Consider the following 20744-nt stretch of genomic DNA (forward strand, 5'->3'; position numbering starts at 1 on the left):
GGACAGCATGCACGTCGGAATGACCACGTTTTTCCAGAACAAGATCGAGGGCATGTCGGACCGGGAGGTCTGGGCTCACGAGGTCGGCATGGCCGAGCAGGCGGAGCCCATGGGCTTCCAGTCCGTCTGGTCGGCCGAGCACCACTTCGACGACTACACCATGTGCCCGAACGTGGCGCAGTTCCTCACCTACATGGCCGGCCGGACGAAGCATGTCCGTCTCGGCTCCATGGTCATGGTGCTGCCCTGGCATGATCCCGTGCGGATCGCCGAGGAGGTGAGCGTGCTCGATCACGTCTCGAACGGGCGCGCCATTCTGGGCGTCGGCCGCGGCCTGGGGCGGATCGAGTTCGAGGGCTTTCGCCGCGAGATGGGGCACAGCCGCGAGCATTTCGTGGAGTATGCCGAGGCCATCCTGGAATCGCTCGAGACCGGCGTGATCCGGTATGACGGCAAGCACTACAAGCAGCCGGCGAAGGAAATCCGCCCCGCCCCGTTCCAGACCTTCAAGGGCCGCACCTACGCTTCCGCCGTCAGCCCGGAATCGGCGCGGATCATGGCGCGTCTCGGCATCGGGGTGATGATCATCGCCCAGAAGCCTTGGGACAAGACGGTCGAAGAATTGAACATGTACCGCGAGATCTACCGCGAGGAGAACAACGGCGCCGAGGCGCCCCGCCCGCTGGTGGCCTGCTTCACGGCGACCCATCCGGACGCGTCCGTCGCCGACGAGATGCACAGGAACTACATCCGCGGCTATTCGCGCTCGGCCCTGGAACACTACGAGTTCCACAACGAGGGGCTGGCCGACATCAAGGGCTACGAGTACTACGGCGGCCTGGCGAAGAACATCAAGAAGCACGGCGTCGACGCGTTCTGCAATTTCCTGGCGGATCTGCAGGTCTGGGGCACGCCCGACGCCGTCTACGAGAAGATGCGCGAATATCAGGACCTGACGGACTGCGCCGGCTTCATGTGCTCGTTCTCCTATGGCGGCATGCCGCACGAGATGGCGCGCGAGAACATGAAGTGTTTCGCCGAAACCGTGCTGCCGCGGCTGAAGGACCTGGAGATCGGCGGCGAGGTCGATGCCCTGAGAATGGCGGCGTAGGTCGCCAGGCCAGCTCTGACCCTAATCCGCCGCTTCGGCGGCGGCGATGGTGCGAGCGGCGGGGAAGCGGACGATGACCGTCGTGCCGTGGTCCTTCATGGAATCGATGGTCAGCGTGCCGCCGTGCAGCTTGACCATGGACTTGACCAGCGGCAGGCCCAGGCCCGTGCCGCCATGGGTCTTGTTGTAGTCCTCGTTGAGCTGCACGAAAGGTTCCATCGCCCGCGCGATCTCGCTGCGGTCCATGCCGATGCCGGTGTCGGTGACGACGATGGCTAGGCGGTTGTCCGGCTCCAGGCGGGTGACCACCTCGACGCGGCCGCCCTGGGGCGTGAACTTGATGGCGTTGTTGATCAGGTTGAGCAGGATCTGGCGCACGATCCGCTCGTCACCCGACAACAGCGGCTGGTCGGGATCGTTGTCGGCGCGCAGGTTGACGCCGGAGCGGTCGGCGATCGGGCGGACGCTCCGGGTCACCGTCTCGGTGATCTGTCCCAGGTCGATCTCCCGTTCGTTCAGGTCCACCTTGCCGGCCTCGATCGAGGTGTGATCCAGCATGTCGTTGACGATGCCCAGCAGGTGCGTGCCCGCGCCATGGATATCGCCGGCGTAGTCGCTGTAGCGGTCGTTGCCGAGCGCGCCGAAGGTCTGCTTCACCATGATCTCGGAGAAGCCGATGATGGCGTTGAGCGGGGTGCGCAGCTCGTGGCTCATGTTGGCCAGGAAGGCCGACTTGGCGCGGTTGGCGGCCTCGGCCTCGTCGCGGGCGACGGCCAGTTCCTCGACCGATTTCTCCAGCCGGGCCGTGTCGCTCTTCACCCGCATGGCCACGCGGTTGTACTGGCGGGCGACGATCTCGACGTCGCTGCCGATCTCGACGGGCACGGATTCGCCGACATCTCCCCTGCGGAAACGCTCCTCCATCGCCAGCGCTAGGTCGTGGGCGGCCGAGGAGGCGTCGTGCTCGGAGGCGTTGAGGCCGATCTGCTGTTCGGTGGCGGTCGCCCGCAGACGCATGACCCGCGACAGCGCCCAGATCGCCGTGAGCGAGACGGCAAAGGTGAATCCGCCATAGGCGGCGACGCCGATCGCCTGGATGCGGAGCTGTTCCGTCCAGCTCCGGCCCAGCATCTCGGGATCGCCGAACAGCGCGACGGCCAGCGTGCCCCAGATGCCGGCGAACAGATGCACCGGCACCGCGGCGACCGCGTCGTCGATCCTGAGGCGGGCCAGCAGCAGTGTGGACGGCGTGATGATCATGCCGCCCAGCGCGCCGATGGCGAGCGCCCCCGTGGGGCCGACCACGTCCGCGCCCGCCGTGATCGCCACCAGGCCGCCCAGGACGCCGTTGATCAGCCCGTCGATGCGCGGGCGGCCAAAGATCGCCCGGGAGCAGGCGACAGCGGCGAGACCGCCGGCGCAGGCCGCCAGCATGGTGTTGACGATGATGGGCGCCACGGCGCCGTTCATGGCGAGCACGGAGCCGCCGTTGAAGCCGATCCAGCCGAACCAGAGGAACAGCAGGCCGAGGGAGGCGAGCGGCAGGCTGTCGGGCTGCGGCGGCGCGGCGCCCCGGTCGAAGCGGCCGTGCCGGGGTCCGATGACCAGCACGGCGGCCAGCGCCACCCAGCCGCCGACGGAATGCACCACCGTCGAGCCGGCGAAATCGACGAAACCCATATCCGCCAGCCAACCGGCTTCGCCGCCGTCGAGACCGGCCCAGGCCCAGGACCCGGCAAAAGGATAGATGAAGCCGGAAACGAGGATCGCCAGCACGGCATAGCCGCCGAAGCGGATGCGCTCGGCCACGGCGCCCGAAACCAGGGTCACGGCGGTGCCGCAGAACATCAGCTGGAACAGGAAGAAGGCCGCCGGCCAGCCGTTTTCGACGCCGGCTGCGCTGATTTCGCTCTCGCCGAACATCAGGCCGAAGCCCACGGCCCAGAACAGGCAGCCCGCAATACAGAAATCGATCAGGTTCTTGGCGGCGACGTTGATCGTGTTGCGGGCTCTCACGAAGCCCGATTCCAGGCCGCAGAAGCCGGCCTGCATCAGGAAAACCAGGGCCGCGGCCAGCACCAGCCACGCGGTATCAATTACGGACGGATCGATCAACTCGCCGGAATCCCCTCTGGACCTGATCATGCCGGGAAAGGGAACGTTATCATGCAGTTCGTTAAGCTTAGGCTAATGCTGCAACTGCGAAAAGGTCGATTAAATCGGTATTGTTACTGGAAATGCCGGGGCAATAGTGGCATATTGACAGCATGAATCAGGAACTTCTCGACAGGATCGACGACCGGCTGCGGGCCCGGGGGCTGACCGATTACCGCGCCTCCATGCTGGCAGCGGGACGGCCGGAGATCATCCGCAACATTCGCCGCGGCCGGTCGCGCAATCCCCGGCGCGACACGCTGGAGAAGCTGGCGCACGTGCTCGATTGCTCGTTCGAGTGGTTGGCGACGGGGCGCGGCCCGGTGGCGCCGCCGCCCGAGAATCCCGGCGACGCAGAATCCGCCCACGCCGGCGATCCCGCCCTGCCGCCGCGCCGCGGAATGCCGGCGGACGTGCCCGTGCTCGGCACCGCGGCCGGCAGCCTGCAGGGCGCCTTCCAGCTTCATGCCGGCGCGCCGATCGATCATGTGCGCCGTCCGCCCGGCGTGGCGACCGCGGTCGACATCTACGCCATCTACGTCGTGGGCGATTCCATGGCGCCGCGTTTCGAGGACGGGGAACTCGTCTATGTCTCGGGCCGCCGCCCGGCCCGCGCCGGGGACTATGTCGTGGTCCAGGTCGGCGGCGAGGACGAGGACGTCGAGGCCTATTGCAAGCGCCTCGTGCGCCGCGACGCCGACCGCGTGGTGCTGGAACAGTACAATCCCGCCGGCACCTTCGAGCTTCCCGCCGCGACCGTCACCGCCGTCCACAAGGTGCTGACGCTGAACGACCTGTTCGGAGTTTGACGAAGGGCAGGCGGGCTGGGGCTGGTTGGGTCGGCCAGCCCGCCGTCTCCCGAATTCGGAAGGCGCGCGAGCCGGCCATGCCAACCCTCGCGCGCCAACCGGAAACGCCTGCCTGTTCCGACTACGCCTCGTAGGCCTTCTGCAGCGCCGGGCGCGCCTTCAGCCGCTCGACATAGGCGGTGACGTTGGGCAGGTGGCTGACATCGCCGGCCAGCCGCGAACCGACGATGGTGGCGTGGCCGGTCATGATGTCCGCGCCCGAGAACTCCCGGGCCAGGTATTCCCGGTCCGCCAGGGCGCCGTCGATCGCCGTCAGCATGTTGCCGAGCAGCTTCTTCGCGCGGTCGACATTGGTCTGGTTCCGCTTTTCCTCGGGCAGGAACATGGTTTCCACCACGATGGTGTTGACCGGCGGCATCAGCATGCCTTCGGCATAGTTGAACCACTGCAGATAGGCCGGGAAATCCGGGGAATCCACGGCCGGCTTCAGCTTGCCCGGAGCGTGCCGCGCCAGCACGTATTCGACGATGGCGCCGGATTCGAACAGCGTCACGTCGCCGTCCTCCAGCGCGGGCACGCGGCCCATCGGGTGGACGCGGCGGTACTCGGCCGAGCGCATCGCCGGGTCTCCCAGCTTGAATTTCTCCAGCTCGTAGGGCAGGCCGAGTTCCTCGAACAGCCAGACGATGCGCAGCGAGCGGCTGTTGGGTGCGTGGAAGATCTTCATCGATTTCGTCCCCTTCGGATTTGTTCGTATGCGTGGCGTTCAGAACGTCATGGTATTGCGCCGGTCGGCATTGGCCACCTTGCCGCGCCGGCCGATGAAATCCTCCTCGGTCATGGCGCGGAGCAGGTCCGGATCGGGCGGCGTGTTGGCGATGAAGCGCGGGGCCATGGGATCGGTGCCGTTGCCGAGACGGCCGAACAGGATGCCGGCCTCGGGCTCGCCGCCGCGGCCGAAGGCGACCGTGTAGGTCTCGATCACCGCGTCGCCCTCGGCCGCCTTGACCACCGGCGGCGTCGCCAGCGCGTCGAGTTCGGCCTGGTAGACCGCCGGGTCCTCGCGGCGCCAGCCGCGGCCGTCATGGGCCGGCGAGGGCTCGGTCGAGTAGATGCCGGCGGCGTGCTTGGTCAGGAAGCCGCCATTGGCGGTGACCATGCCCTTCGAGCCCGGCCGGGCGCGGACCCTGTCGGCCATCGCTGCGATGGAGTTCATGACGTAGTTGTTGCCCGCGCCGCCGTGATAGGGCAGGCCGCCGGTCACGGTGAGCGGGCGCGGATCGTCCGCCGGGACGCCAAGCTCGTCGCGGGCGATCTCGACCGCCACGGGGAAGCAGGAATAGAGATCGAAATGATCGATCGCCCCGATGTCGGTTCCGGCCATCTCCAGCGCCTTGCGGCCCATCATCCGGATCGCGGGGCAGTCGTGATAGGTCTGCCGCTCCGAGACAAGCAGCGGCTCGTTGGTGTCGGCGCAGCCGTGCAGATGGACGAGCCGGTTCTCGGGCACGCCCATCTCCCGGGCGAAACCGCGGCTGGTCATCAGGATCGCCGCCGACTGGTCGACATGGTTCATGGCGTTCATGAACTTGGTGTAGGGCCAGCCGACGAAGCGGTTGTCCGGTCCCGGCGTCGCGATCTCCGCCGCCGAGCGCTTCACCGGGAACCAGGCGCCCGGCGTCGCCGCCGCAACCTCGGTGAAGCGTTCGAACAGCCGCCCCATGGCCATCTGATGCTCGGCAATGCCCCGGCCCAGGTGGTGGCGGTAGGCGTTCTCGAACATCGGATAGACGTGCGCGGCCAGCCAGACCCCGTGCGCGGTCTCGTAGCCGCTCGCCATCTTCGGCTCGGGCACCAGGAACTCGGCCTCGGTTTCCGGCGGCTCCGCCCAGTCGATGGGCCGGCCGGCCTTCTTCAGCCGCCGCACGCTGTCCTTGGCCTCCGCGCCGGCGAAGAGGACGAAGCGGTTCTCGCCCTTCGCGATCGTCTCGGCATAGCGGTTGACCAGATATTGCGGGCCGTTGCCGCCATTGGGCATCAGCCGGCAGAGCGCGTTCTCCGCACCCAGCCGCCGGGCCACGGAGGCGGGCGTGTTGGGCGTCGATTCCCGGAAGGACCGGACCACGGCGATCAGATCGAGATCGCCCGCCCGCTCCGCGCCGATGCCGGCGTCCGCGAAGGCGCGCCGCACCGCCTGTTCGATCAGGCCCACCGGCCCCGGCAGGTCATCCAGGTCGCGGCCCTTGTCGGTCACCTGGCCGACGCCGATCAGGACCGGTGTCAGGTCTTCGCTCATGCCGCGCCCTCCGCCTGTTCCTTCGCCCAGCGATAGTCCGGCTTGCCATTGGCCGAGCGCCCCACCTGATCCACGAAGCGGAAGGCCTTGGGCAGCTTGTAGCGGGCGATGTGTTTCGCCGCCTCGGCGTTGAGCGCCGCCGGGTCCGGGGCCGCGCCATTGGCGAGCTGCACCAGCGCCACCACCTCCTGGCCCCAGCGTTCGCTGGGCCGTCCGGCGACCAGCACGTCGGCGACGGCCGGATGGTGCTTCAGCGCCTCCTCGACCTCCTCGGCGAAGATCTTCTCTCCGCCCGAGTTGATGGTCACGGAGTCGCGGCCGAAATACGCGATCTCGCCGTTCTCCAGCAGTCGAACCTTGTCGCCGCCGATGACGTAGCGGACACCGTCGATCTCGGGGAAGGTCTCCCTCGTCTTGGCCTCGTCGCCGTAATAGCCGTAGGGCACGCGCCCGCCGATGGCGAGCCAGCCGGTTTCCGGTTCGCCGGGCTCGAGGAAGCGGCTGCGATCCTCCGCCATCACCCGCGTGTCGGCCATGGTGCGGAAGTCGCCCTTCTGGACGCCCGCCTTCGCGCCGGTGACGTTCTGCGCCTGGATACCCGTCTCCGACGATCCCAGCGAATCGATGATGGTGAGGCCGGGGATCATCTCCATCAGGCCGGCCTTCACGCCCTTCGACATGATCGCCCCGGTGTTGGTGACGAATTTCAGGCTGGTGGTGTCGTAGGGCTTGCGGCGGAGCTCGTCGAGCAGCGGGCGGCCGAAGGCGTCGCCGATGGCCAGCATCAGATTGGCCCGCTCCTTCTCGGCCAGCGAAAGCACGTCCGCCGGATCGAAGCGGTCCGTGACGCTCTGGATCAGCAGCGTGTTGCCCTCGAACAGGGTCCTCAGCGCCAGGTACTTGCCCGCCCCGTGCATGAAGGGCGGCGACGGGAAGATGGTGTAGCGCTTCTTGTTCACGGCGCGCTCGACCGCTTCATCCAGGCTGCCGGTCTCGTGCACGCCGTCATGACGTCCACCCATCTGGCTGAGATAGGCGTCGGCCTGGCGCCAGAGCACGCCCCGGGGCATGCCGGTGGTGCCGCCGGTATAGAGGATGAACAGGTCGTCCGGTTCGCAGGTCTGGCCGGTCGGTCCCGGCGAGCTCTGCGCCAGCACCGCCTCGTAGTCGTAGGCGCCGTCCAGCAGCGGCTGGCCCGAGCCGTCGTCGACCTGGATCAGCAGCCGGCAGGTCGGCACGTCGGCCAGCACCTCCCGGACCACCGGCGCGAAGCAGCCATGATAGACGATCGCCTTCGCGTCGGCGTCGTTCAGCAGGTATTCCAGCTCTTCGCGGACATAGCGGTAGTTGACGTTGAAGGGGACGGCGCGCGCCTTGTAGCCGCCGAGCAGGGCTTCAACGTATTCGTTGCAGTTGAACATGTAGAGCGCGACGTGATCCTGCCCCGACTCCCAGTTCTCCAGCTCCCGGCGCGGGCGGTGGATCGTGATGCCCTGGTCCAGCAGGAAGTTGGCCAGCCGCCGGGAGCGCTCGGCGACCTCGGCATAGGTCAGCCGCCGGTCGCGGAAGACGATCGCCTCCCGGTCGGGCAGGGCGGCCGCGACGGCCTCGTGCAGGGGCGCGAGGGGGAGAGTCATGAGGGAACAGGCGGGCTGGGGATGGCCGGGCCGGCCAGCCCGCCGTCGACCCGCGCCCGATCATGATTCAGCAGGTGCGCGGGCCAGCCCGGCCGGCCCCCGCGCGCCGTCCGGGAATCCGTCATTCGTCGAACAGCCCCGTCATCCGCTCCCAGGCGCCGAGGAAGTCCTCCTTGAAGGCCTGGACGACCTGACCGGCGCCGAGCGTCTCGTTCATCATCCCGACGCCCTGGCCGACGAAGTAGGAGGCGAGCTGCTTTGCGCCCTCGTGGCCGCCTTCGGCGAGCCGCGTCACCCGGCCCATGACAGGCTCCGTGATGATCGACTGGTAGGGCATGGGCAAGGGCGCCGGCGCGCCTTCGGCCTCCCAGGCGTCGGTCCAGGCGGAACGGAGCTGGCGCGAGTATTTCCCCGTCCTGGCCTTGGAGCGGATGGTGTCGCGGCTGCCGGCGGCGAGATACTTCTCCTTCACCACGGGCGAGGTCTCGGCCTCCGTGGTCGTCAGCCAGACCGAGCCGGTCCAGGCCCCGTCGGCGCCCATGGCCATGCAGGCCGCCATCTGCCGGCCCGTGACGATGCCGCCGGCGGCCAGGATCGGCACGTCGCGGATCGGCTTTACCGCCTGCACGATTTCCGGCACCAGCACCAGGGTCGAGACATCGCCGCAATGTCCCCCGGCCTCGCCGCCGGCGACCACCAGGATGTCGACATCGGCCTCGACCTGCTTGATGGCGTGTTCCTTCGCGCCGACCAGCGCGGCGACCGGCACGCCTTCCCTCTTGGCCCGCTCGGTCATGTAGGGCGGCGGCGTGCCCAGCGCGTTGGCGATCAGCCGGATCGGGTGGGCGAAGCAGACGTCCAGCAACGCGCCCGCGCCCTGGTCGCCCATGTTGTCGCCCAGCCGGGTGCCCCGGCTCAGCCGTTCCTCGGTGACGATGGTGGACGGATCGATGCCGTGCTTCTGCAGCAAGTCGCGCACGAAGGCGCGGTGCTCCTCCGGCACCTTGGAGACGCTCTCGCCCGGTTTCGTGGTCTGGCCCTTGGAGGCGAATTTCGTCGGCACGATCAGGTCGACGCCATAGGGCCGGCCGCCGATATGGGCATCGATCCAGGCGAGTTCCTGCTCCAGCTTCTCCGCCGACATGCCGGCGGCGCCCAGCACGCCCATGCCGCCGGCCTTCGAAACCTCCACGACGACGTCGCGGCAATGGCTGAAGGCGAGCAGCGGGAACTCGATGCCCAGCATCTCGCAGATGGGCGACTTCATGGCCTTCCTCCCCGACTGACCTTTGCGTCAAGCATCGTCCAGGGGGTGGCCTGCGTTCAAGCCCTTCCTGCGCGGACCCGCCGCCCGGCCCGCATGGATGGACCTGGCGCGCGCGCGGCGTCATCATGGCCGGCGGACATACCGGGGAGGGAACATCCATGGCCGTCGTCGAGACCGAACGCCGCGAACACATCCTGATCATCACGCTGAACCGTCCCGAGGCGCGCAACGCCGTCAACGGCGAGGTCGCCCGCGGCATCGAGGCGGCGATCGACGAGCTGGAAGACGACCGCGAGCTCTGGGTCGGCATCATCGCCTCCTCGGGCAAGGTCTTCTCCGCCGGCGCGGACCTGAAGGCGGTCTCGGCGGGCAAGGGCAACGAGCTCTGGACCGACCGCGGCGGCTTCGCCGGCCTGGTCAAGCGCGATCGCACCAAGCCGCTGATCGCCGCCGCCAATGGCGCGGCGCTGGCCGGCGGCTGCGAGATCGTGCTGGCCTGCGACATGTGCGTCGCCGCCGAGGAGGCGGTCTTCGGCGTGCCGGAGGTCAAGCGCAGCCTGATCCCCGGCGCCGGCGGGCTCTTCCGCCTGCCGCGCGCGGTGGGCCCCGCCGTCGGCATGGAGCTGATGCTGACCGGCGATCCGATCCCGGCCGCCCGGGCCTACGAGCTCGGCCTGGTCAACAAGGTCGTGCCGCAGGCGAAGCTGATGGACGAGGCGCTGGCGCTCGCCGGCCGCATCACCGCCAACGCGCCGCTGGCCGTGCAGGCGGCGAAGAAGATCACCGAACGCGCGCTCACCGACACCGACGATCAGCTCTGGGCCGCCAGCGCCGCGTCGATGAAGGAGCTGTCGAAGACGGAAGACTACAAGGAAGGCCCCCGCGCCTTCATCGAGAAGCGCGAGCCGGTCTGGCAGGCGAAGTGAATCCGATCTGTCGTCCCGGGGCTTGACCCCGGGACCCAGTCTTTCTGTTCGCTGGGCCCCTGGATCAAGTCCAGGGGCTTCATTCAGGGAGAGCGGAATGGAACTGAACCTCAGCCCCGAATACGAGGCCTTCCGCGAGGCGGTGCGCGCCTTCCTCAGCGAACGCGGCGGCGAGGCGCCGCGGGGTACGCGGGATCCGCGCGACCCGAAGCGGCTGGCCTGGCAGAAGACGCTGATCGAACACGGCTACGCCGCGCGCACCATCCCCGCCGAGTATGGCGGCTATGGCGCCGAGCCGGACATCCTGAAATCGCGCATCATCGCGGAGGAGTTCGCCGCCGCCGGCGTGCCGGGCGGCATCGCCAGTCAGGGCATCTCCATGCTGGTGCCGACGCTGCTGGAGTTGGGGACGGAAGAGCAGAAGCGGCAATGGATCGGCCCGACTCTGCGCGGCGAGGTGGTCTGGTGCCAGGGCTATTCGGAACCGGGGGCGGGCAGCGATCTCGCCAGCCTGCGCACCTCGGCGACGATCGAGGACGGCCATTTCGTCATCAACGGCCAGAAGATCTGGACCTCGACGGCGCAGGAGGCGGACATGATGTTCGCCCTCGTCCGCACCGAGCCGGAGGCGCAGAAGCACCGCGGCATCTCCTTCCTGCTGCTGTCGATGGCGACGCCGGGCATCGAGGTCCGGCCGCTAACGACGATGACCGGCTCGGCCACCTTCAACGAGGTCTTCTTCACCGATGTCCGCGTGCCGGTGGATCAGATCGTCGGCGAACGCGGCCAGGGCTGGCAGGTGGCCAACGCGGTGCTGACCCACGAACGCGGCATGCTGGGCGATCCGAACGCCGGGCTGAACCGGCTCGGCGCCATCATCCGTCTGATGGAGACCGAAACCGTCGACGGTTACCGGGTGATGGACAACCCGGTCTTCCGCGACCGGCTGATTCGCCTGCAGGCGGAGGTTCACGCCATGAAGTTCCACGGGCTCAGGCTGATGACCATGACCCAGCGCGGGGAATCGAAGGGGATCGCGGGACTGATCGTGAAGCTGCAGGGCTGCGAACTGAACCACCAGCTCGCCGCCCTGGCCATCGACGTGATGGGGGAACTGGGCGTGCTCTACGAGGATGGCGACTATCTCCGTGACGGCGGCAACTGGCAGTACCGCTACATGTTCGATCTCGGGCTGATCATCGGCGGCGGCACGGCGCAGATCCAGAAGAACATCATCGCCGAGCGCGGCCTCGGCCTGCCCCGGGAGCCGAAACCGGCGAAGGCGTGAAGGACGGCGGAAAGATCAGTGTCATGCCTGCCGCCCTTGGGCGCGCGGGCATCGCGAGCTCCAAGGACTGCTGCATTCCTGCTTCACCCGATCCCCGAGCGGCCCTGCGGGCCGTCGGGGATGACATCGACAGTCGCTGACTTTCCGGTCCGCCCTACACCCCTCGGAAACGCGGCCTGCGCTTCTCCATGAAGGCGGTGCGGCCCTCGGCATAATCGGCGCTGGCGAAGCACTGCGATATCGCCGCCTCGCAGGCGTCGAGGTCGCGGCGCTCGGCGTCCTTCAGCAGTTCGTCGATGGTCATCTTGGCGGCGCGGATGGTCAGCGGCGCGTTCTCGGCGATGCGGCGGGCGTAGTCGAGCACGTAGCTCTCCAGCTCGGCGGCCGGGACGACGCGGTTCACCAGGCCCATGGCCAGCGCCTCGGCGGCGTCGAACTGGCGCGCGGTGAAGAAGATCTCCTTGGCGAAGGCGGGGCCCACCACGTCGATAAGCCGCTTCAGCCCGCCTGCGCCATAGCCGAGGCCCAGCCGCGCCGCGGGCACCGCGAAACGGCCATTGTCGGCGGCGATGCGGATGTCGGCCGACAGCGCCACGGCGACGCCGCCGCCGATGCAGAAGCCGTTGATCATGGCGATGGTCGGCTTGGGCGAGAGCGCCAGCGCCCGGTGCGCCTCGGCCGAGACGGCGTCGTAGTGCTTGGTCGCTTCGGGCGAGTTGCGCTTCTCGCCGAATTCCGAAATGTCGGCGCCGGCGATGAAGGCCTGCTCGCCCGCGCCCTTGAGCACGACGCAGCGCACCTCCGGGTCGGCGTCGTAGGCGGCCATGATCTCCGGCACCGCGGCCCACATCTCGACCGAGACGGCGTTCCGCTTTTCCGGCTGATTGAAGATGATCCAGCCGACGCCGTCGCGGGCCTCGGCCTTCATTTTCGTCGTGCTGAGCTGCATCCCTCTCCCCGTCAGATGACGCCGTCGCGGCGGAAACCCTCGATGGTCTCGGCGTCGTAGCCGGTTTCCTTCAGGATCGCCACCGTGTCGGCGCCCTTGGCCCCGGCGCGGCGACTGATGCGGGGCTGGCGGTCATCCATCTCGATCGCCTGGCCGACCAGGCTCAGCGGTTCGCCGTCGTCCTCGACCTGGCGCGCCATGCCGAGATGGCGCACCTGCGGATCCTCGAAGACCTCGTCGATGGCGTTGATCGGGCCGCAGGGCACCCCGGCGGCGTTCAGCAGCTCGACCCATTCCGCGGTGGTCCGGCCGGCGAGGATTTCCGCGATGCGTTCGTTCAGCGCCGCGCGGTTGCGGTAGCGCAGCGCCCCGGTGGCGAAATCGGGATGCTCGATCAGTTCCGGCGCGCCTACGGCATTGCAGAAGCGGGTGTAGAGGCGGTCGCCGGCGGGGGCGACGTTGATATGGCCGTCGGCGGTCGCCCAGGCGTTGGTCGGCACGCCGGTCGGATGCTCGTTGCCGACCTGGCCGGCGACATCCCCGTCCACCAGCCAGCGCGCGGCCTGGAAGTCCAGCATGAAGACCTGCGCCTGCAACAGGCTGGTACGCACCCACTGGCCGCGGCCGGTGCGCTGGCGCTGGATCAGAGCCATCAGGATGCCCTGGGCAGCCAGCAGGCCGGCGGTCAGATCGGCGACGGGAATACCGACGCGCATCGGCCCCTGGCCGGGCTGTCCGGTGATCGACATCAGCCCGCCCATGCCCTGGGCGATCTGGTCGACCCCGGGGCGCTTCTCATAGGGGCCGTCCTGGCCGAAACCGGAGATGGAACAGTAGATCAGCCCTTCGTTCACCGACTTCAGCGCCTTGTGGTCGATCTTCAGCCGCTTCTTCACGTCGGGGCGGAAGTTCTCCACGACCACGTCGGCCTGGCGGGCCATGTCGAGCAGGATCTGGCGGCCGCGCCGATCCTTCAGGTTCAGCGTCATGGAGCGCTTGTTGCGGTGCAGGTTCTGGAAGTCCGGCCCCTCGCGCGGGCCGCCCAGACCGCCGTCGCCGCCGGCGCTGTCGGGCACCTCGATCTTGATGACCTCGGCGCCCCAGTCGGCGAGCTGACGCACCGCCGTCGGTCCGGCGCGCACGCGTGTGAGATCCAGTACGCGGATCCCGACCAGCGGCAGATCGTCCATTGGCTCCCCCTGCGATCCCGACCGTCCCGAGCTTAGCCGCCGCGACAGAAAGGGCAATGGCCGGCGGGGAAGGTGCGGCCCCCGGCGCTACTGCCGTTCGATCCAGCGCGCCTTGCGTTTCTCCAGGAAGGCGCCGACGCCCTCCCGGCCTTCGTCGGAAAGCATGCAGGCCGCGAAGTGGTCGGCGGCCATGTCCAGCGTCGCCGCCAGCGGTTCCCGGCGGCTGGTCAGCACGATGTCCTTGGTCGCCGCGTTGGCGGCCGGGGCGCAGCGGTCGATCTCGCCCAGCACCTCGTCCAGCCGCGCCTCCAGCGCCGCCGTGTCGGCCTCGCAGAAGTGCACCAGGCCGAGTTCGGCCGCGGTTTCGCCCTTGAAGCGCGCCCCGGTCAGCATCAGCCGCCGGGCTTGGGTGACGCCCAGCCGTTCGGCGACGAAGGGCGCGATCTGCGCCGGCGGAATGCCGAGGCTGGTCTCGGTCATGGAGAAGCGGGTTTCGGCGGTTGCGATGGCCACGTCGGAGACGCAGACCAGCCCCAGGCCGCCGCCCATGGCCGCGCCCTCCACCAGCATGACGACGACCTGCGGCAGGTTGTTCAGCTTGATCAGGAAGTCGCCGAAGGTGCGGTTGGAGGCGGCGATGGCCTTCGGGTCGGCGTCGGCCTGGAAGCCGGCCTTGAAGCCCTTGATGTCGCCGCCGGCGCAGAACATCCCGCCGGCCCCGCGCATGACCACGGTGCGGATGGAGCGGTCGGGCGCGATGGCGTCGAGGACCTGATGGAGTTCGTCCACCATCTCCCCCGAAAGCGCGTTGCGCCGTTCCGGGTTGTTCAGCGTCAGGTCCAGCCGCGAACCGTCCCGGTTCAGCAGCAGCATCGTGGTCTCGGGCAGTCCGCTCATGCCACCAGCCTGAAATCGCCGAGATCCGGCACCTGCATCTCGCGCTCGAAGCGCTCGAAATCCCAGGGCCACATCGCCGGGTTGCCGTTCTTGTCCAGGTACCAGCTCGCACAGCCGGAGACCCAGACGGTGTTCACCATGGCGTCCTGGATCGCCTTGTTGAAGCGGTTTGTCGCTTCGCGGGTCGGCTCGACCTCGCGCGCCTCGCCGCTGGCGATGCGGTCGACGAGCTGCATGATGAAGTCGAACTGCATCTCCGAGATCATGATCAGCGAGAAATTGCCGATCGGGCTGTTGGGCCCGACCATCATGAAGAAGTTCGGGAAGTCCGGCACGGCGACCGAGCGATAGGCGCGGTTGGCCTCCGACCATTCTTCCTCCAGCGTGTGGCCGCCGCGGCCGACGACCTCCATCGGGCGCATGAACTTGTGAGCCTCGAAGCCGGTGGCGCAGACCAGCATGTCCAGTTCGTGCAGGCGGCCGTCGGCGGTGCGCACGCCGTTCGGCTCGATGCGCTCGATCTTCTCGGTCACCAGATCGACCGTGTCGCGCTGGACCTCGCGATAGAAGGTGTCGGACATGATCAGCCGCTTGCAGGCGACCTGGTAGTCGGGGGTGAGCTTCCGCCGCAGCTCCGGATCCTTCACCGTCGACAGGTGCTCCTCGCAGGCCTGCGCCACCTTGTCGAGCTCCTCCTTATCGCCGACCACGGCACGCGCGAAGGTGTTCTGGAAGCGGTCGGCCAGAAACTCGTAGAGGTCGTCCATGCGCTTGGGATCCTTGCGCAGGGCCTCCCGCTCGCGCTCGGTGATTTCCGGGTTCTCCACCGGCACGACCCATTGCGGCGTGCGCTGGAACAGCGACAGCTTGCCCACCTCCTTCGCGACCGCAGACGTGATCTGGATCGCCGTGGAGCCGGTGCCGATCAGGCCGACGCGCTTGCCGCGCCAGTCATGGCTGTGGTCCCAGCGGGCCGAGTGGAACATCGGTCCCTCGAAGTCCTCCAGGCCCGGAATGTCGGGATAGACGGGATCGCGCAGCACGCCGGTCGCGGTGATGACGATGTCGAAGATCTCCGTCTCGCCGCCCTTCGGCGTGACCTTCCAGACGCCGTCGTCCCACTCGGCGCGCGCGATCTCGGTGTTGTAGCGGATGCGCTGGGCGATGCCGTAGTCATGGGCGACGCGGTTCAGATACTCCCAGATCTCCGGACCGGGCGAGAAGCGGTACGACCAGTCCGGATTCGGCGCGAAGCGGTAGCGGTAGACGTGGCTCGGCACGTCGCAGCTCAGCCCCGGATAGGTATTGTCGCGCCAGGTGCCGCCCAGCTTCGATTCCCGCTCGAAGATCTCGACATTCCGGAAGCCGGCTTCCTCCAGCCGGATCGCCGCCAGAATGCCGGACATGCCGGCGCCGATGACGGCGAAGCGCAGATCGGCGCGGGCGGGCGCGGCGCGGTCTTCGGCAACGCTCATTTCTCGGTCCTCCCCTGAACCTCGTGCAAATGGCTACTCGCCGGTAGCATTTAGCACAGATCACGGCCGATGGAAGGGGCTCGCGCGCTGGCCGGCGATACCTACTCGCAGCCGGCCTTTGCGGCGCGGTCGCGCCAGTGGCCGACCAGTTCGCGGAAGTGCGCCTCGTCCCCGCCCGGCGGCGGCGCTGCCGCGGCGATCCGCTCCACCATGCCACAGCCGGCCTCGACCTTGCCCTGTTCGAAATAGCCGTGGGCGAGGTGCATCATCGCCCAGGCGTGGCCGGGTTCCTTCTCCAGCGCCTTCTCGAGCTGCGGCCGCGCGGCGTCGTAGTCGCCCTGCATGGTCAGGAACTGGCCGTAATCGGCGAAGCGGCCCGAGCGGCCCTCGGGCGCCTCGACCGCCTGGCGGAACCAGTAGCCGGCCACCCGCGGCGGCATCCCGGCGTTGGCCATGACGATGGCGATACCCTGATAGACCTCGCCATTGTCCGGGGCGTATTCGAAGGCGAGGTTGAAGCGGTTCAGCGCCGCCGGAAGCTGTCCGGCGCCGAGCCATTTCCAGCCCATGCCGATCAGTTCCTCGCCCAGCCGGGCGTCCGAGAATCCCTTCGCCTTCAATTCCTCGACGAACTGCTGGTCGGCGTCCCGGCGCGGGCCGGAGCGCTCGCTGCAGCCGAACAGCGGCCTGTACTGCAGCGGCGTGTCTTCCCCGCCGAAGGCCCAGTCCGGATGGCTCGCGGCCTCGCACCTTTCGGCGTAGGTCGGCGCCGCGGTCTCGGCGGACGCGGCGGAGACGGCAGCCATCAGCATGGCGGCCGCGGCAAGAAGCAAACGGCAGGTCAAAGCCCGAGCACGGCCTTGGCGATGACGTTCTTCTGCACTTCCGTGGTGCCGCCATAGATGGTGGCGGCGCGCTTCAGCAGGTGCTCCGGCATCACCCCGTCGGCGTGCTTCGGGCCGACCGGTTCCTCGTTGCCCTGCCAGTTCAGCCCGGTATGGACGTAGGGGGCGCTGAAGTACGCGATCGCCTCGACCATGGTCTCGTTGATCGCCTGCTCGATCTCGGTGCCGCGGATCTTCAGCATCGACGCCTCGGCGCCGGGCGGCTTGCCCGCCGCGGTGTCGGCCAGGCAGCGCAGGTTGTACATTTCCAGCGCATTCAGGTCGGCCTCGATCTGCGCCAGCTTCGCGGCGAAGCCCGGATCGTCGATCAGGCGCTGGGCCCCGTTGTCTGGTTCGGCGCGGGCCATGTCCTTCAGCTCCGCCAGGCGGGACTTGGAGCGGCCGATGCCGGCGATGCCGGTGCGCTCGTTGCCCAGCAGGAACTTGGCGTAGGTCCAGCCCTTGTTCTCCTCGCCGATGCGGTTCTCCACCGGTACGCGGACGTCGTCGAAGAAGACTTCGTTGAGGTTGTTGTAGCCGTCCATGGAGATGATCGGCTTCACTTCGATGCCGGGCGTCGTCATGTCGATCAGCAGGAAGGTGATGCCCTCCTGCTTCTTGCCTTCCGCCGAGGTGCGGACGAGGCAGAACATCCAGTCGGCGCGGTGGGCGCCGGAGGTCCAGATCTTGTGGCCGTTGACGACATAGTGGTCGCCGTCCAGCACCGCCTTCGTCGCCAGGCCCGCCAGGTCGGAGCCGGCGCCGCGCTCGGAATAGCCCTGGCACCACCAGTCGTCGGAGGAGAGGATGCGCGGCAGGAAGCGGTCCTTCTGGGCCTGGTTGCCGAAGGTGTAGATCACCGGCCCGACCATGGTGACGCCGAAGGGCTGCACGCGCGGGCAGTTGGCGCGGGCGCATTCCTCCTCGAAGATGAAGCGCTGGGCGGCGTTCCAGCCGGTGCCTCCATGCTCCTTCGGCCAGCCCGGCGCGATCCAGCCCTTGTCGTGGAGCGCCTTCTGCCAGCGGATGTAGTCCTCCTTCGGCAGATAGTTCCAGCCGATCTTTGCCCGCTCCTTGATGTCGGCGGGGATGTTCTCCTTCAGGAAGGCGCGCACCTCGTCGCGGAACGCGATCTCCTCGTCGGTGAATTGCAGATCCATGCTCGTCTCTCCCCCCGGGGCCGGCTGTTCGTTGATTGCCCGGGCGTTCAGTGCTCGCCCGCGCAGAGTTCATGATCGGATAATGCCCTGATGACCCGGCACTCGCCAACCGTGCCGTTGCGGCAGTGCGCAACCATCCGTTCCAGTTCGCCCTCGAGGCGCTGCAGCCGGGCGATCCGCGCCCGCACGCCGGCCAGGTGTTCGGTGGCGATGCGGTCCGCATCCTCGCACGGCGCATCCGGGTGCCGGCTGAGCCGGAGCAGTTCCCGGATCGCCTCGATGGAGAGGCCGAGATCGCGCGAATGGCGGATGAAGGCCAGCCGTTCCAGCTCGGCCTCCGTGTAGCGGCGCTGCCCGCCGGCGGAGCGTTCGGGCGCGTCGAGCAGGCCCATCTGCTCGTAATAGCGGATGGTCGGCACCTTCACGCCGGTGCGTTCGGCGAGATTTCCGATGGAGAGCATCGAATTTTCCCTTGAAGCTATAGTTGCTAGAGACATTAGGTATGGCGCATGGACCGATCAAGGAGGTTCCGATGAGCGCCGGATGCTGTGGCGGGGAACAGGACTTCGAAGGCCTTTCGCCGGGCTATCGCCGCCGACTCTGGATGGTGATCGCCATCAACGCGGCGATGTTCGCGGTCGAGATCGTCGCCGGCCGCATGTCGGGTTCGCTGGCGCTGCAGGCCGATGCGCTGGATTTCCTGGGCGATTCCCTGACCTACGCCATTTCGCTGTTCGTCATCGGCATGTCGCTGCGTGTGCGCGCCACCGCGGCCATGGCCAAGGGGATCAGCCTGCTGGCAATGGGACTGTGGGTGCTGGGATCGACCGTCTGGGGCGTCTTCGCCGGCGGCACGCCGGAGGCCGCGACCATGGGCGTCGTCGGTTTCATGGCCCTGTCGGCCAACCTGGCCAGCGTGGCGCTGCTGCTGGCGTACCGGGACGGCGACGCCAATGTCCGCTCGGTCTGGCTCTGCAGCCGCAACGACGCCATCGGCAATGTCGCCGTGATGATCGCGGCGCTGGGCGTCTGGGGCTCGTCGACCGGCTGGCCGGACCTGATCGTCGCCGGGCTCATGGCCGCTCTGTTCGTGACCTCGGCGGTGCAGATCATCCGCCGCGCGGGTGGCGAACTGCGCCGTGCGCGCGGCGAGCGGGCGGCGCAGGAGGGGCCGGCGGGGCGCCGGGCGACCTGAGCGCGGCGCAACGCCCCCCTGCATTTGACTTTGTTCACGCCTCCCCATTTCATGCTAGGTTGAGACAAGCTTCTGTTTCCACGGTGGGAGGACACGACAATGCCGTCAGGAATTCGCGACAAGGTAGCCATTCTCGGCATGGGCTGCTCCAAGTTCGGCGAGCGCTGGGATTGCGACGCCGAAGACCTGATGATGGAGGCCTATGAAGAGTGCCTCCAGGACGCCGGCATCGAGACGTCCCAGATCGACGCCGCGTGGTTCTCGACGGCCATCGAGGAAGTGCATGTCGGCAAGTCGGCGCTGCCGCTGGCGACCGCCCTTCGTCTGCCGTACATCCCCGTGACCCGTGTCGAGAACATGTGCGCTTCCGGCACCGAGGCCTTCCGCGGCGCGGTCTATGCCGTGGCCTCCGGCGCCGCCGACATCGCGCTCGCGGTCGGCGTCGAGAAGCTGAAGGACACCGGCTATGGCGGCCTGCCGCAGCGCGGCCGCGGTCCGCTGAACGACATGGTCAACCCGAACAGCTCGGCGCCCGGCAACTTCGCGCAGCTGGCCTCGGCCTACCGCAAGAAGCACGGCGTTTCCCCTGAGGATCTCAAGCGGGCGATCGGCCAGGTCTCGGTCAAGAGCCACCAGAACGGCGCCAAGAACCCCAAGGCCCATCTCCAGAAGGAAGTGACGATGGACACGGTGCTGAACGCACCGATGATCGCCGAGCCGCTGGGCCTGTTCGACTGCTGCGGCGTCTCCGACGGTTCCGCCGCGGCCATCGTGACCACGCCGGAGATCGCCGAGAAGTTGGGCCGCAAGCGCGCCGAGATGGTAACCGTCAAGGCGCTGCAGCTCGCCGTCTCCAACGGCACCGAGGCGCAGCACAGCTCCTGGGACGGCAGCTATTTCATGACCACGCGTCAGGCGGCGAAGCGGGCCTATGACGAGGCCGGCATCAAGAACCCGCGCGACGAAGTCTCGATGTTCGAGTGCCATGACTGCTTCTCGATCACCGAGCTGGTCACCACCGAGGACCTGTTCATCTCCCGCGAGGGCGAGGCCTGGAAGGACTTCCTGGACGGCTTCTACGACGCCGACGGCAAGGTGCCCTGCCAGATCGACGGCGGGCTGAAGTGCTTCGGCCATCCGATCGGGGCGTCGGGCCTGCGCATGCTCTACGAGATGTACGCGCAGCTGCTGGGCCGCGCCGACAAGCGCCAGCTCAAGGATCCGAAGATCGGCATGACCCACAATCTGGGCGGCGCGCCGCACCAGAACGTCTCCTCCATCGCGATCGTGGGCCTGCACGGCGCCTGATCCGAAGGACACGGACCGGAACGGGAAGGGCCCGGCGGAGCGATCCGCCGGGCCCTTCGTCTTTCATGGGGGCCGGCGAGGCATGCATCGGCGTCATGCCCGCCCACGTGCGGGCATCTGGGCAATCGAACGACCTGCGGCGAAGCCGCTCCGGACCCCCGCACGGGGCGGGGGTGACATGCAAAGCGGGTCGCACTT

The 20744-nt window shown here is 68.1% G+C and carries 18 protein-coding genes; 6 read left to right on the forward strand and 12 right to left on the reverse strand.

Annotated features, from left to right (window positions below; translation table 11 throughout):
- Positions 1–7 precede the first annotated feature (7 nt).
- Positions 8–1111, forward strand: coding sequence for an alkane 1-monooxygenase (locus TEF_02160; protein ANK79730.1), 1104 nt, complete (start codon positions 8–10; stop codon positions 1109–1111).
- A gap of 21 nt (positions 1112–1132) precedes the next feature.
- Here the strand turns inward: TEF_02160 and TEF_02165 are convergent, their stop codons facing one another.
- Positions 1133–3226, reverse strand: a complete 2094-nt coding sequence (locus tag TEF_02165; GenBank protein ID ANK79731.1) for a hypothetical protein — start codon at positions 3224–3226, stop codon at positions 1133–1135.
- A gap of 152 nt (positions 3227–3378) precedes the next feature.
- On the opposite strand from TEF_02165, the gene TEF_02170 reads away from it, so the two are divergent.
- Positions 3379–4074 carry a hypothetical protein gene (locus TEF_02170; GenBank protein ANK79732.1) on the forward strand — a complete coding sequence of 232 codons (696 nt, stop codon included), beginning with the start codon at positions 3379–3381 and terminating at the stop codon, positions 4072–4074.
- A gap of 121 nt (positions 4075–4195) precedes the next feature.
- On the opposite strand, the gene TEF_02175 is transcribed toward TEF_02170, so the two are convergent.
- From TEF_02175 to TEF_02190, 4 genes are all read right to left on the reverse strand, one after another.
- Complete coding sequence (locus TEF_02175; protein ID ANK79733.1) at positions 4196–4801, reverse strand: glutathione S-transferase; 606 nt, start codon at positions 4799–4801, stop codon at positions 4196–4198.
- 39 nt (positions 4802–4840) lie between these two features.
- Positions 4841–6370, reverse strand: a complete 1530-nt coding sequence (locus tag TEF_02180; protein ANK79734.1) for a hypothetical protein — start codon at positions 6368–6370, stop codon at positions 4841–4843.
- Complete coding sequence (locus TEF_02185) at positions 6367–8007, reverse strand: acyl-CoA synthetase (GenBank protein ANK79735.1); 1641 nt, start codon at positions 8005–8007, stop codon at positions 6367–6369. Before TEF_02185 ends, TEF_02180 begins: the two co-directional genes overlap by 4 nt.
- 121 nt (positions 8008–8128) lie before the next feature.
- Positions 8129–9274, reverse strand: a complete 1146-nt coding sequence (locus tag TEF_02190) for a monooxygenase (GenBank protein ID ANK79736.1) — start codon at positions 9272–9274, stop codon at positions 8129–8131.
- 158 nt (positions 9275–9432) lie between these two features.
- Here TEF_02190 and TEF_02195 point away from each other — a divergent pair, with 158 nt between their 5' ends.
- Both TEF_02195 and TEF_02200 read left to right on the forward strand, forming a co-directional pair.
- Positions 9433–10200 carry an enoyl-CoA hydratase gene (locus TEF_02195; GenBank protein ID ANK79737.1) on the forward strand — a complete coding sequence of 256 codons (768 nt, stop codon included), beginning with the start codon at positions 9433–9435 and terminating at the stop codon, positions 10198–10200.
- Positions 10201–10297: 97 nt separating this feature from the next.
- Positions 10298–11488 carry an acyl-CoA dehydrogenase gene (locus TEF_02200; GenBank protein ID ANK79738.1) on the forward strand — a complete coding sequence of 397 codons (1191 nt, stop codon included), beginning with the start codon at positions 10298–10300 and terminating at the stop codon, positions 11486–11488.
- 154 nt (positions 11489–11642) lie between these two features.
- Here the strand turns inward: TEF_02200 and TEF_02205 are convergent, their stop codons facing one another.
- The 7 genes from TEF_02205 to TEF_02235 form a co-directional block, all read right to left on the reverse strand.
- Positions 11643–12437, reverse strand: a complete 795-nt coding sequence (locus TEF_02205; GenBank protein ID ANK79739.1) for an enoyl-CoA hydratase — start codon at positions 12435–12437, stop codon at positions 11643–11645.
- A gap of 11 nt (positions 12438–12448) precedes the next feature.
- Complete coding sequence (locus TEF_02210) at positions 12449–13627, reverse strand: formyl-CoA transferase (protein ID ANK79740.1); 1179 nt, start codon at positions 13625–13627, stop codon at positions 12449–12451.
- An 87-nt stretch (positions 13628–13714) separates the two neighbouring features.
- Entirely contained in the window at positions 13715–14524 is an 810-nt protein-coding gene (locus TEF_02215; protein ANK79741.1) for an enoyl-CoA hydratase, read from the reverse strand.
- The gene (locus tag TEF_02220; protein ANK79742.1) at positions 14521–15999 is read right to left on the reverse strand and encodes a monooxygenase; all 1479 of its coding nucleotides are present in this window, start codon (positions 15997–15999) and stop codon (positions 14521–14523) included. The genes TEF_02215 and TEF_02220 overlap by 4 nt, the downstream gene beginning before the upstream one ends.
- Before the next feature lie 101 nt (positions 16000–16100).
- Positions 16101–16832, reverse strand: coding sequence for a hypothetical protein (locus TEF_02225; protein ID ANK79743.1), 732 nt, complete (start codon positions 16830–16832; stop codon positions 16101–16103).
- A gap of 8 nt (positions 16833–16840) precedes the next feature.
- Complete coding sequence (locus TEF_02230) at positions 16841–18043, reverse strand: pimeloyl-CoA dehydrogenase large subunit (GenBank protein ANK79744.1); 1203 nt, start codon at positions 18041–18043, stop codon at positions 16841–16843.
- 47 nt (positions 18044–18090) lie between these two features.
- Positions 18091–18504: a MerR family transcriptional regulator gene (locus tag TEF_02235; GenBank protein ANK79745.1), complete on the reverse strand. Its 414-nt coding sequence runs from the start codon at positions 18502–18504 to the stop codon at positions 18091–18093.
- A gap of 71 nt (positions 18505–18575) precedes the next feature.
- Here TEF_02235 and TEF_02240 point away from each other — a divergent pair, with 71 nt between their 5' ends.
- Both TEF_02240 and TEF_02245 read left to right on the forward strand, forming a co-directional pair.
- Positions 18576–19238: a cation transporter gene (locus TEF_02240; protein ID ANK83222.1), complete on the forward strand. Its 663-nt coding sequence runs from the start codon at positions 18576–18578 to the stop codon at positions 19236–19238.
- Positions 19239–19337: 99 nt separating this feature from the next.
- Positions 19338–20546 (forward strand): acetyl-CoA acetyltransferase, encoded by a 1209-nt coding sequence (locus TEF_02245; GenBank protein ID ANK79746.1) that lies wholly within the window; start codon positions 19338–19340, stop codon positions 20544–20546.
- Positions 20547–20744: the final 198 nt, after the last annotated feature.

Source organism: Rhizobiales bacterium NRL2 (assembly GCA_001664005.1).
Taxonomy (GTDB): domain Bacteria; phylum Pseudomonadota; class Alphaproteobacteria; order Minwuiales; family Minwuiaceae; genus Minwuia.

Coding starts and splice junctions, on each gene's coding strand:
- TEF_02160 (ANK79730.1), top strand. CDS start 8: ATGCACGTCGGAATGACCACGTTTTTCCAGAACAAGATCGAGGGCATG.
- TEF_02170 (ANK79732.1), top strand. CDS start 3,379: ATGAATCAGGAACTTCTCGACAGGATCGACGACCGGCTGCGGGCCCGG.
- TEF_02175 (ANK79733.1), bottom strand. CDS start 4,801: ATGAAGATCTTCCACGCACCCAACAGCCGCTCGCTGCGCATCGTCTGG.
- TEF_02180 (ANK79734.1), bottom strand. CDS start 6,370: ATGAGCGAAGACCTGACACCGGTCCTGATCGGCGTCGGCCAGGTGACC.
- TEF_02185 (ANK79735.1), bottom strand. CDS start 8,007: ATGACTCTCCCCCTCGCGCCCCTGCACGAGGCCGTCGCGGCCGCCCTG.
- TEF_02190 (ANK79736.1), bottom strand. CDS start 9,274: ATGAAGTCGCCCATCTGCGAGATGCTGGGCATCGAGTTCCCGCTGCTC.
- TEF_02195 (ANK79737.1), top strand. CDS start 9,433: ATGGCCGTCGTCGAGACCGAACGCCGCGAACACATCCTGATCATCACG.
- TEF_02200 (ANK79738.1), top strand. CDS start 10,298: ATGGAACTGAACCTCAGCCCCGAATACGAGGCCTTCCGCGAGGCGGTG.
- TEF_02205 (ANK79739.1), bottom strand. CDS start 12,437: ATGCAGCTCAGCACGACGAAAATGAAGGCCGAGGCCCGCGACGGCGTC.
- TEF_02210 (ANK79740.1), bottom strand. CDS start 13,627: ATGGACGATCTGCCGCTGGTCGGGATCCGCGTACTGGATCTCACACGC.
- TEF_02215 (ANK79741.1), bottom strand. CDS start 14,524: ATGAGCGGACTGCCCGAGACCACGATGCTGCTGCTGAACCGGGACGGT.
- TEF_02220 (ANK79742.1), bottom strand. CDS start 15,999: ATGAGCGTTGCCGAAGACCGCGCCGCGCCCGCCCGCGCCGATCTGCGC.
- TEF_02230 (ANK79744.1), bottom strand. CDS start 18,043: ATGGATCTGCAATTCACCGACGAGGAGATCGCGTTCCGCGACGAGGTG.
- TEF_02235 (ANK79745.1), bottom strand. CDS start 18,504: ATGCTCTCCATCGGAAATCTCGCCGAACGCACCGGCGTGAAGGTGCCG.
- TEF_02240 (ANK83222.1), top strand. CDS start 18,576: ATGAGCGCCGGATGCTGTGGCGGGGAACAGGACTTCGAAGGCCTTTCG.
- TEF_02245 (ANK79746.1), top strand. CDS start 19,338: ATGCCGTCAGGAATTCGCGACAAGGTAGCCATTCTCGGCATGGGCTGC.